11 protein-coding genes and 1 other annotated feature are annotated in these 12317 nt (G+C 36.2%); of the genes, 4 read left to right on the forward strand and 7 right to left on the reverse strand.

Going from position 1 to position 12317, the window contains the following annotated elements:
- Positions 1-75 precede the first annotated feature (75 nt).
- Both D1Z92_RS07255 and ftsW read left to right on the forward strand, forming a co-directional pair.
- Positions 76-414 (forward strand): YugN family protein, encoded by a 339-nt coding sequence (locus D1Z92_RS07255; RefSeq protein WP_128895000.1) that lies wholly within the window; start codon positions 76-78, stop codon positions 412-414.
- An 11-nt stretch (positions 415-425) separates the two neighbouring features.
- Positions 426-1592, forward strand: a complete 1167-nt coding sequence (gene ftsW / locus D1Z92_RS07260; protein WP_128895001.1) for a putative lipid II flippase FtsW — start codon at positions 426-428, stop codon at positions 1590-1592.
- Positions 1593-1649: 57 nt separating this feature from the next.
- Here the strand turns inward: ftsW and D1Z92_RS07265 are convergent, their stop codons facing one another.
- The 6 genes from D1Z92_RS07265 to D1Z92_RS07290 form a co-directional block, all read right to left on the reverse strand.
- Complete coding sequence (locus D1Z92_RS07265; protein ID WP_128895002.1) at positions 1650-2039, reverse strand: Asp23/Gls24 family envelope stress response protein; 390 nt, start codon at positions 2037-2039, stop codon at positions 1650-1652.
- 212 nt (positions 2040-2251) lie between these two features.
- Entirely contained in the window at positions 2252-2659 is a 408-nt protein-coding gene (locus D1Z92_RS07270) for a DoxX family membrane protein (protein ID WP_128895003.1), read from the reverse strand.
- A gap of 107 nt (positions 2660-2766) precedes the next feature.
- On the reverse strand, positions 2767-3051 hold the full coding sequence (locus tag D1Z92_RS07275) for a DUF1507 family protein (RefSeq protein ID WP_128895004.1): 285 nt from the start codon (positions 3049-3051) through the stop codon (positions 2767-2769).
- Positions 3052-3208: 157 nt separating this feature from the next.
- Positions 3209-3448: an HPr family phosphocarrier protein gene (locus D1Z92_RS07280; protein ID WP_128895005.1), complete on the reverse strand. Its 240-nt coding sequence runs from the start codon at positions 3446-3448 to the stop codon at positions 3209-3211.
- An 86-nt stretch (positions 3449-3534) separates the two neighbouring features.
- A complete protein-coding gene (locus D1Z92_RS07285) occupies positions 3535-4647 on the reverse strand; it encodes an aminopeptidase (protein ID WP_128895006.1) in 1113 nt (370 codons plus the stop codon).
- A 115-nt stretch (positions 4648-4762) separates the two neighbouring features.
- The gene (locus tag D1Z92_RS07290; RefSeq protein WP_128895007.1) at positions 4763-6187 is read right to left on the reverse strand and encodes a sensor domain-containing diguanylate cyclase; all 1425 of its coding nucleotides are present in this window, start codon (positions 6185-6187) and stop codon (positions 4763-4765) included.
- Between the two features lie 430 nt (positions 6188-6617).
- On the opposite strand from D1Z92_RS07290, the gene rpsD reads away from it, so the two are divergent.
- The gene (gene rpsD, locus D1Z92_RS07295; protein WP_128895008.1) at positions 6618-7217 is read left to right on the forward strand and encodes a 30S ribosomal protein S4; all 600 of its coding nucleotides are present in this window, start codon (positions 6618-6620) and stop codon (positions 7215-7217) included.
- A 346-nt stretch (positions 7218-7563) separates the two neighbouring features.
- Positions 7564-10374, forward strand: coding sequence for a transglycosylase domain-containing protein (locus D1Z92_RS07300; protein WP_128895009.1), 2811 nt, complete (start codon positions 7564-7566; stop codon positions 10372-10374).
- Positions 10375-10434: 60 nt separating this feature from the next.
- Here the strand turns inward: D1Z92_RS07300 and tyrS are convergent, their stop codons facing one another.
- Positions 10435-11688, reverse strand: a complete 1254-nt coding sequence (tyrS, locus tag D1Z92_RS07305) for a tyrosine--tRNA ligase (RefSeq protein WP_206099719.1) — start codon at positions 11686-11688, stop codon at positions 10435-10437.
- 53 nt (positions 11689-11741) lie between these two features.
- Positions 11742-11973: a binding site (T-box leader), on the reverse strand.
- Between the last annotated feature and the right edge of the window lie 344 nt (positions 11974-12317).

Raw genomic sequence — 12317 nt, forward strand, 5'->3', positions numbered from 1 at the left:
TGGATCTAGTCCTGCAAGTCTTTGAATACATAACAGTAATAGACTAGAAATTATATACAAAGGGGAAAGAAATCTATGATTTTAGAAAATGCAAGCATTTTAAAGGCAAAAAGTGAACTCGCTCATCTGGATGAGGTGCTGGAGCAAGAAGGTTTTGTGAGATGGCAATGGGAGTACAACCGAGCTACTTACGACTTTAAAATTTCCGATAACGGTTCTGATTATTTTCTAAGAATAAATACAAGAGCAATAGAAGGAAAGCTAGAAAATCCATTTGCAGTGCTGGAAATTGAAGCGGTATATGTTGGGCTGGCTACGTTCCCACACGGGTTAGATTACAACACTTCCATTCCAGACAAAGTCAATACGTTAGTAAACAAAAAATTAGACAAACTCAAAACAGTATTAACATAGGACAACGATAAATGGAGCAACAAAAAAGAGGTACTCCTGATTTTCTCCTTTTATTTTTAACGTTTATTCTTGTTGGATTTGGTATTGTTTCCGTATTCGGTGCAAGCACATTACAAGCAGTGAAGATATTAAATGATCCGATGTATTTTACTAGCAAACAAATGATTATCGCTACTGGTGGAACGTTCATTATGTTAATCACGATGAACATTCACTATCGACAATTTGAAAAATGGTTCTTGCTATTATTTATCGTCATCATTGGCTTATTATTATTCGTATTGCTGTTTGCTGACGAAAGAAATGGTGCTAGAAGTTGGATTGACATCATGGGAAACTTCTCTTTACAACCATCTGAATTCGCTAAAATTATCGTCATTATTTACATCTCCGCGCTCATTAGTAAAAAAGGAGAAAACTTTCGTGATTTCCAGAAAGGATTCCTTCCTGTTGTCACTGTAGTCGGTTTTATCACGCTTCTTATTTTGCTGCAAGGGGATTTTGGAACAGCTATCATTCTCGTTCTATCCGCATTCAGTGTCATTATCATTGGTAGAGTGAACATGAAGCATCTTTTTCAATTTTCGATGATTGTTGCTGCTTTTTGTGGATTTGCCATTGTACTCATGCTGCTGATGAACGGAGGAGAAAGTCTTTCGACCAACTTACGTTTTCAACGTATCGAGACATTTCTTGATCCTTGGTCGGACACGTTAGGTTTCGGTTACCAGACCGTTCAATCGATGATGGCTTTTGGTCATGGCGGACTTACTGGGGCGGGATTTGGACAGAGCATACAAAAATATTACGTGCCAGAGATACATAACGACTTTATTTTTGCTTTCATTGGAGAAGAGTATGGATTTATTGGCGTTTGTATTTTTCTTTTCGTATATCTTACCTTTTTGTGGAGAGGATTAATTATTTCTCTACGCTGTAACGATACGTTTGGAACGTTATTAGGTAGTGGTCTTGTCGCGATGCTCGGAATACAAGCGTTCATTAATATTGGTGGAGTCATCAATTTGATTCCAATGACAGGAGTACCTCTCCCACTCATTAGTGCAGGTGGATCTTCTTTATTAGCTTCATTAATTGCAATAGGAATATTATTAAGTATTTCTCGGAAACAACCTGTGGATAAAACAGTAGAAAATAAGAGCAGATCCAAAGCATAGTCTGGATCTGCTCTTATGTTATTGTTAAAAACTATATATGTTTATCCATCGTTATCATTATTTAATTCTAGGCTCTTCCTCTTCTGGTGTATCTTCTTCGAATGCTACACCTTCCACTTTCACATTCACTTCTACTACTTTGAGTCCTGTCATATTGGAAACAGCATCTTTGACATTAGCTTGAAGATCAGTACAAACTTCTTGAATTTTTACGCCATAATTAACGATGACTCTGAGATCAATGGCTGTTTCAATTTCACCAACTTCAACGTGAACTCCTTTTTGGGCGTTTTTCCCTGAAAGTCGTTTTGCCCATCCTTCTGAGATACCTCCCGACATGCCATTAACACCTTCTGTCTCTACAGCAGCGAGACCAGCAATAGTAGAAACAACATCTTCTGAAATTTTTACATTTCCCGTTTTTCCCATCTTGATTACTTCTTCCATTTCAAATCACCCCTTATGTATTCTCAAAAAATTAAAATGACATCCTTTGTTATGAAAGTAAATAATGAAAGCATTAAATAATAATATATAATTCTAATTTTACCGACAAATTCAGGCAAAATCAACCTTGTTATATGAATATTCCCATGTCAATATGAAGACATTAACATGGGGATACGTTTTATTACTTTTATCCTGTTATTTTCTATGCGTTATGTGTAATAAGAAGTGTTAGTATTTGACTTTTTTGCTTTAAACAGAGGTTTGTAATTCTTGAGATTGACGAACATAAAAAAGATGACGAGAATGAATAAAACTAAGGAGAAACCGATGCCTTCTAACTCAAGGAATATATGAAACATCACCATATTACTTACAATTGGGAAGATTAAAATGAGCACTAGAGGAACAAAAACATTAAAAATAAGGCCTATACCTGCAATGATTTCAATTACACCGATGAATGGAAACATGTATTCACTTGCAACAAGTCCATCCATAAACAATTTTGCCGTTCCATCATATTCAGGTACTTCCATAAATTCAAAAATGCCATTGAAACCAAAAAATAAAAACATAACACCCAATAATATTTGAAGAATCATTACAAATGTTTTCATGATTTCCTCCCTCGTGCCGCTTACTAACACTAATATATATGCGGTAAAAGCAAAATATTGATGGTTATTTTCACTTTAAGACATGTATAGAATTTAGCTGCGTGTCATTACATTTTACTGTTTAGCGCTTCGTACAAGACAGCAAGCTCTCTTTCTAATTCATTTATGAGTTGCTTACCCGTTTGCTCTTCAATCATCTCGGCCTTAATAGCAAAGTCTACTTGTCTAGAAAAACCGTAAACTTGTGTATCTAGAACCTCCTCATATAAAGGACACTTACGTGTAGATAAGTTTTCTAATTGAACTTTAATCAATTTTATTATTTTATCTGCTTCAGCATTTAGCAGTAATAGTGCTTTTTCATTTAAACTAGTTACTTCTGATGACGACATTGAACTTAACTCCTCCTTTTTGCAGAGACTAACCAAGCTTATACTGTCTAGTTTAGACTAAACTAGCGCATTAGACAAGAGAGTATAAAAAAAAGATACCACTTGATATTTCAAGGGTATCTTTTACCATAAACAATGAGGTTTACAGTGGCTATGCTTATATAAGAACAACGGTTAAACCGTACTTAGAAAACACTTCTTTCATTTTCGCTTTAGCTGCATCTTCATCTTTACCGTGAATGTGTAGTTCATACTTATCTACTTCAACTAATGAAGTATATAACCCCAATATACTCTTCACATCAATATACTTGTTATCATATTGCAAAACAATAGATGAAGAAAATTCACTTGCAGTTTGTGCGATGTCGACGATGGCTTTGTTCATTTCAACCATGCTCCTCTCTCCCTCTCATTAAGACTTATTATCTTTATACCATAATTTTCATCTTATAAAAAGGAGAAAAATCACACCCTATGATGTTATTTTAAATTCTCAGGGTTTAGTTGCTCTAGTGCTGGATGCACAAATATGCCATCTTTACGAATTAATTGATCATCAAAATATACTTCTCCACCACCGAATTCTGGTCGTTGAATTAATACAAGATCCCAATGGACAACAGAACGATTGCCGTTGTCTGCTATTTCGTATGCTTGTCCAGGTGTAAAGTGAAGACTACCAGCAATTTTTTCATCGAACAATGTATCTTTCATTGGGTATAAAATATGTGGGTTGAACCCGAGACTAAATTCTCCGATAAAACGTGCTCCTTCATCCATATCGAGGACATCATTTATACTTTTCGTATCGTTACTTGTCGCTTCAACAATTTTACCTTTTTCAAAGCGGAAGCATATATTTTCAAATGTTTTGCCTTGATATACGCTTGGCGTGTTATAGGAGATAGTTCCTTCCACGGTATCTAAGATAGGAGCAGTATACACTTCTCCATCTGGTATGTTGAAGTTGCCAGCACATTTAATTGCAGGAATCCCTTTGATAGAGAAGCGTAAATCTGTACCTGGTCCTTTAATATGAACTTTGTCTGTTTGCTCCATCAATGTTACTAGCGCATCCATTGCTTTTGACATTTTAGCGTAATCCAAATTGCAAACATCAAAATAAAAGTCTTCAAATGCTTGCACACTCATATTAGCTGATTGCGCCATAGCAGCATTTGGATAGCGCATCACAACCCACTTTGTATTATTGACACGTTCGTTCATCACAGGTCTCATGTAGTATTTTTCGTACATACTCATTTGTTCTGCGGCAATATCAGACAGCTCGTTCGCGTTTTCCGCAGCACGAATAGCGATATAAGCGTCCATTTCTTGCATACGAGGTAAGTGATAACGCTGCATGGCTTCTATTTGTTCTTTGCCCGCCTGTTGCACTAATGCTCTAACCACCGTTCTATCTTCGATTTCAACAAAAGGTTGTCCTTTTGCTTTGTATACTTCATCAATAATGCATTTCACAAACTCTCTCTCTTGCCCAATCATATGTATTAATACTTTTTCACCTGGTTGTATGTTTACAGAATAGTTAACGATATTTTTAGCAAGTTGCTGTAATCTTGGATCTTTCATTGTTGCATTTCTCCCTTCATCATATAAGCACTGAAATATATTAGCTCCAAAGCTATGTCCATTATACTTTAATTAAAGTCTCATGGAAAGTAATTGCGTACTTGCATCCTATGTATTATCCCACTCTAATTTGATTTCTACCCGCTTGCTTTGCTTTGTACAATGCCATATCTGCATTATAAAACAACGTTTGAGCATTCTTAACGTCATCTGTATGATTCCAATGCGCCACTCCACACGAAACGGTGACGGAAGGTGTTGTTTCTTCCATTACTTTTGACCTAATTCTTTCCGCTACTTGATAAGCTTGTTTCAAGTTAACATCTGGCAAATAGATAGCTATCTCTTCTCCTCCCCACCTCGCTGCTATATCGGTCTCTCGAATGCTGGACTGTATAATAGAACTGACTTGCTTTAATATATCGTCCCCTGTTTGATGTCCATACGTGTCATTAATTTTTTTAAAATAATCAATATCCAGTACAATCAATCCACCACTATAGTGCTCTAGTTGCATTTGTTGTACTTGCTCATCAAAATAATGACGCTCATACAAATTGGTTAAATTGTCTGTGATCACCATTCTCTGTATTTCCGCTAACAGTGATGCGTTGATGATGGCCATACCAAAATGACTAGTAATGACTTGAAAAAATTTATAGTTTCCGTATGTAAAGAAGTTTTTCCTTTTATCAGCTAACATCATGACGCCTATCACTTTGGACTGAGCGATAATCGGCGCTGCCATAAATGATTCTGCTTGCATTTTTTCCATAAATGTAGAATGGGTCAAACTTGCACTACTATAATCCGATATAATCATAGCTTCTTTCGTATTGTAAACGATATTTAAATATCCACGATCTAAAGTAAATAAATCCTCCATATTATCATCAAAATTAGCGGCTCGAATATTCATATTGTTAATATTTTTTACATCTATAATGCAGCAGTAATCAGCGTTAAAAACACGAAGTAATTCGTTATATGCAAAGTCGTAAATTTCTTCTTCATCATTATTTTCATTTAGTTTTTTTAGTATGTCGTTAATGATGATAAGTTCCTTTATTAGTTCATTAGACTGCTCAAACAACTTTGCATTTTCAAATGCAGTTCCGGCAAAATTAGACAGCATAGTCATCGTATCGGCATCTTTTTGAGCATCATGCGAGGTCAATGAAACTTCAAGAACACCATACACTGCTTGTTTTCCTTTCAATGGAGCTGCAATACTAGTTTGTCCATTACCCCATGTATAACTCACCGTATTCCCCTCTATAAATGCTGTCTTACACCAGTGGTTTCGTTCATCTTGCATGGACAACAATTTTACATCCTTGTGTGTTAATTCGTAATCTTGTGACATATATAAATTGACGCGAGATGTAGGGTATAATTGTTGAACACCATCGAAAACTTCATTGATTACCACTTCCACATCATCTATAGAGTGCAGCCTACTTGCAAACTGTAAAATTAAGTTGGTGGCATCCACAAGGGAAGGAGCTTGTACATTTCCATTATTACTTAGCTTTAACATGGTTTATCGCCGCCTCTTATTTAATACCATCATCATCACATATGTATCTTTTGTCCTAAAACTATTATACTAGTTATGTAATATATCATAATATATCACAAAAAAGTACCTATATTATGAAAACATCATTAAATGAATATAATTGATAGTGAACCCATTGAACTTGACATTTTTAACTTGACATTTGCTACGCCAATTTATAAACTAATATAGTTGAACAATAAAATATTGTTCCTTAATCTAGAACCTTTGTGTTTCACCCTCAAAAAATTTTACTGACTGGTGAGCTGCGGCTGAACATCTTATCAGGTTATAACGTTGTTATAATGCAGTAAAATACACAAGGTGATAACAATTAAATATAAGATTAAACGGAGTTTTTCAACTTGCTTTAATCTACATTTCTTAAAAACAAAGGAGAATAAAACATATGGCAAGATATACTGGCCCTAAATTCAAACTTAGCCGTCGCTTAGGAATTTCCTTAAGCGGAACAGGAAAAGAACTAAAACGCGCATTCCCACCAGGACAACATGGTCCTACTCAAAGAAAGAAAATCAGTAACTATGGATTGCAGTTACAAGAAAAACAAAAACTTCGTCACATGTACGGTTTAGGTGAAAAACAATTCCGTAACTTATTTGACAAAGCTTCTAACATGCAAGGTATTTCAGGTGAAAACTTCATGATTTTACTTGAAAGACGTTTGGATAATCTTGCATACCGTTTAGGTTGGTCTAATTCTAGATCAGGTTCCAGACAGCTTGTAGCTCATGGACACGTTACAGTTAACGGTAAAAAAGTAGACATTCCTTCTTACAGCGTAAAACCAGGAGATGTTATTGGCTTACGTGAGAAAAGCAGAAGCTTAAAAGTGATTAAAGAAGCTATTGAAAACAATAACTTCATGCCTGCATACTTAGAATTTGATGAAAAAGCGATGGAAGGTAAATTTATTCGTTTACCAGAGCGCGCTGAGCTTCCTCAAGAAATTGATGAGAAACAAATCGTCGAGTTCTACAGTAGATAAGTGGTTTAACTTTCTCTGCATGATCAAACAACCGCTGCTAATAAAGCGCGGTTGTTTTTTTATTTATATTTTTTCTGCTATTATTTATTTAGTTTATCTTTCATTTGGATAAAAACTTTTGAATGGTAACAACGTATAATATAATTAACCAAGCTGTAAAGGTTAAATTTTATCGTGAGAACCTACAACGACTATATATAAGATGAAGAACGATGGACTTATCCTGTACAAAGCGATGCACTCATAAAGAGAACAGGATGTATTTCTTCATCTTATTGTTATACGATCCTTATTTTTCGCCAACAACTAACGACGCACATATCATGAAGGAGGAAAATAACAAACAATGTCACAAAAAATAAATCTAGTGAAAGAAAAATGCAAAAAAAGCATCCAAAGATTAAAGCAATATATAAAACAAATAGACAGAAAGCATACACTTTTACAAATTGGTAAATGGGGAGCTTTCACACTACTTCTCTCTTTTTTTATGGTATCAGGAGTCATTTACGGGTACGTGGCCAAGGTGGTCAAAGACGAGCCAGTTCGTTCAAGAGATGAGATTGTAACCGAAGTTATTAAAACTGATTTAACGAGTTTTGTATATTTTAATGAAGGAGAACTAGTTGGCAATCTAAAGTCTGACGGTAATAGATTGTTAGTTGAATATAACGAAATACCACCTATGATGTTAAATGCTCTTTTCGCCATAGAAGATACGAATTTTAAACACCATATTGGTATTGATATGAATGGAGTACTTCGTGCTGTATACCAGCAAATTTTTAACGAAGAAGTTAAAACGGGTGGCAGTACAATTACACAACAATTAGCTAGAAACGTTTTTTTAAGTCGTGAACCTACATTAGATAGGAAATTAAAAGAGATACTACTTTCCATGCGAATTGAACGCTTTGCAAGTAAAGAACAAATTTTATTAGCTTACTTAAATAAAACGGCGGCATTCGGACACAATTCTAATGGGACGTATACTTACGGAATTAAGGCTGGGTCAAAAGGGATTTTTGGTATAGAAGATCTTTCCCAACTGTCTATTGCACAAATGGCTTATTTAGTTGGACTTCCTCAAGATCCTAATGATTACTCTGCTTTTGATTCAGAAGGAAATTTCAATCAAAGTGGTTTTGATTTAGCCATACAAAGACAGCAATTAGTGCTACAGCGAATGTTAGAAGAAAAATACATTAACAATGAACAATATGAACAAGCAGTTCAATTTAATATAAAAGAAAGTTTAGTAGATAACCAAGAAGTAGAGAGTACTTCCTACCCTTACTTGCTTGTTGAAATACAACAACGAGCAGCACAAAAATTACTTGAACTCGAACATCCTACGCTTAGTGATGAAGATTTGGCTTTAGAAGAAAATCAAATGTTATTAAATGACATGACAACGATGATTCAAACGGGAGGCTATGAAATATATACGACCATTCATAAGCCGCTGTATGATGCAATGCAAAACATTGCCAGTAACCCCGATTACTTTTCTTCAGATTCTGAGGAAAAAGGGATGGAACAAATCGGAGCAATGATGATAGACAATGAAACTGGGGCCATTTTATCCATGATAGAAGGTCGTGGCTTTGAATATGGGCAGTTTAATCATGCTACAACGATGCAACGCCAACCAGGATCTACGATGAAGCCGATTGCTGCTTTTTTACCAGCTTTAGAGATGGGGGCTATTTCGCCTGCCTCTATCGTAGATGATGTTCCTATCCTGATGTCTAGTGGCGCATCTGTACACATTCCGCAAAATTGGGATAACACGTACCATGGACTCATTACCGTTCGCGAAGCAGTGAACCAATCTTATAACATTCCTGCTTTATCCTTGTTCAACTATACTGTAGGGATTGAAAATGCATGGAATTTTGCAAAACAGCTGGGTATTACGAGTTTAGTAGATAATGATATGCAGGCACAGACAGGTGTTATTGGTGGATTAACACATGGCGTAACGATTGAAGAGATGACCAATGCATACGCATCTATACCGAACAAAGGAATATACAACGATGCTTACATGATTGAAAAAATAGTAGATGCAAACGGTGAGGTCGTGTATGAACATGAAAGTCTACCTATAGAAGTGTATAGTGAAGAAACAGCTTTTCTTATGACAGATATGCTAAGTACCGTCATTAGTGAAGGAACCGGCACGATCATTAAAAGTGAATTTACATCTTATCGTGAATTTGACAATGGAAAAGGAATTGCCGGCAAGACAGGATCAACGAACCTAGATCGCGACGCATGGTTTGTCGGATACACTCCAGATATTACTGTAGGTGTATGGGCAGGTTACGACAATAATAAGACATTATCTGCCGCTGGTAAACATAGGGCCAATAAAATTTGGGCTCAAATATTAAATGAAACCGTACAACTAGCACCAGATTTAGTGCAGCAAAAGTACTTTGATCAACCAAATAATGTGGTCACAGCAACCGTATCCAGTGTGAGTGGCTTGTTGCCCTCATCTTTAATTGAAAAAGATGGGAAAGTTGTTACGGATTATTTCAATAAAGCATTCATACCAACAAAAGAAGATACACAATATCAAAACGTACAGTATGTCATTATCGATGGCAAAAAATATAAAGCACATGAGCAAACACCAGAAGACATGGTCAGAGAAGCTATACTGGTAACGGATCGCAAAGGTTATGTAAAAGGAGAAGAAATGGATCTTGATGTTGCCATGGAGACGATGCAATCCTACACTTCTGCTTCGATAGCACCCACAGATATGGCACTCACTGCTCCTTCTGCTGTGGATCCAAGAGAAGAAGATGGAGAAATACCAGCTCCTCCAACTAATGTGAGTCTGGATCAACAAAGTAATGGTACCTATACGATATCTTTTACTGAAAGTGTTAGCCCTGACGTGGTTGGTTATCGTCTTTACAAAGCCACAAACGGTAACAAGTTCAAGCTACTAGACAGCATACTCATGGGAGACGAATTGTATTTCTCAGATGAAAGTTCCAATAAGAGAAAATACGAATATATCATTCGTACCGTTGATATGTACGGTAATGAATCCGACAATAGCGATGTAGTTATGAATAATGTTCGACTTCCTAATCAGATCATTAATGATGTATGGAATGACTGGTTCGGTAATTAAAAAAAGCTTGATTTGTCTATTTTAAAATAGACAAATCAAGCTTTTTATTTTATATCTATGTTATAAAGAAATTTTTGCGAATTTCCGTTTACCAACTTGCACGATATCCCCATCATTTAATGTTAACACTTGCTGCATGTCCACCATCTTCTCTCCATTCATACGAACGGCACCTTGCTTAACACTTCTTTTCGCTTCACTGTTCGAAGCTTGCAATTTTAGCTCCATCAATAAATCTACAATGCGAATCTCTCCTGCTAAAAAGGAGGAAGAAAGTTTAATGGTATCTATATCTTCTGGCAAAGCATTTTGTTGAAAGACGGTTTTAAAGTGATGTTCTGCTTCCTCTGCTGCTTGCTCATCATGATACATACGTACAAAAGTACGAGCCAATTTCATTTTAGCATCTCTTGGATGTATGCTTCCATCTTCCAATCCTTTTTTCAGTTCACTTAATTCTTCATTCGTCATGTCCGTTGCTAACTCATAATATTTCACCATGAGCTCATCTGGTATGGACATCGATTTACCGTATATTTCATTAGGAGCTTCAGAAACACCGATATAGTTATTCAAGCTTTTACTCATTTTTTGCACGCCATCTAATCCTTCGATAATAGGCATCATCATCGTAGCCTGTTGTTTCTGTCCGTAATCTTTTTGCAACGTACGTCCCATCAACAAGTTAAACTTCTGATCTGTACCACCTAGTTCGAGATCACTTTCTAATGCTACGGAATCATATCCTTGCATCAATGGATAGAAAAATTCGTGCACACTAATCGCTTGTTCAGATTGGAAACGTTTCGTGAAATCGTCACGCTCCAACATACGAGCGACCGTAACATTTGCTGCTAATTTCACCACATCTTCAAACGTTAATGGACTCAACCATTCTGCGTTGTAGCGTACTTCCGTTTTTTCCTCATCTAATATTTTAAAAATTTGTTCTTTATATGTCGACGCGTTATGCTCAATCTCTTCTACACTTAACTGTTTTCTCGTTTCTGACTTACCTGTTGGATCACCAATACGTCCGGTGAAATCACCGATGACGATTTGAATGCGATGTCCCAGTTCTTGGAATTGGCGCAGTTTATGCAGCACGACAGTATGTCCAATATGAATATCTGGCGCAGATGGATCTAGACCTAATTTGATTTTCATCGGAGTACCTGTAGCAAGGGATGTCATGATTTTCTGTTTCAATTCTGATTCAGGAACGATTTCTGCTACGCCTCTCTTTGCAATTTCCCATTGCTTGTTTACTTCGCTTTGTTGCTCTTGTGTCAGTTGTTCCCACGTTACTGTCATTTGATTTCCTCCATTAAAATGTAATGAAAAGCACATAAAAAAACACATCCTGCATTAGGGACGAGGATGCGCTCGCGGTACCACCCTAGTTCACCTATCTTCTGCTTCGTATGCAATTAAGATAGGCGCACTTCATTAAGATAACGGTCACCCGGAAGGAGGCTACTACGTTCACCTCCCCTGCTCCAGATTGTATTTCGCTACGAATAGTGATATCGGTTTACACCTTCCACCGACTCTCTAAAAACACTTCTTCGCCCTACTTTTATCCTTCATTGCATTTTCTGTATGTATGTTAACGTGCATACTTTATACATAAAACACTTCACACTTTTTCATCAATATAAGTTGAATTAACTTGTTAATACAACTTATTACCACGATGCATAAGATGGAGAAATCTCCACATCACACGCTTTACGCCTGGCTACTGAGGCGTAAACTTGTATTAAATTATTTCTTCATCTTATATATATAAGTTATTTATCGTTAACGTATTTTTTTATTTTTATAGCACAAACTCGCTTCTACTGTCAAGCATGCTCCAAGTTAATATGAATTCAACCTGTATGAAAAACTTTCTCCTTTACTGTGCGTATAAAAAATTAAAGAAACATTAAATCATGGTT

The sequence above is a fragment of the Longirhabdus pacifica genome (assembly GCF_004115085.1).
Taxonomy (GTDB): domain Bacteria; phylum Bacillota; class Bacilli; order Paenibacillales; family DSM-105158; genus Longirhabdus; species Longirhabdus pacifica.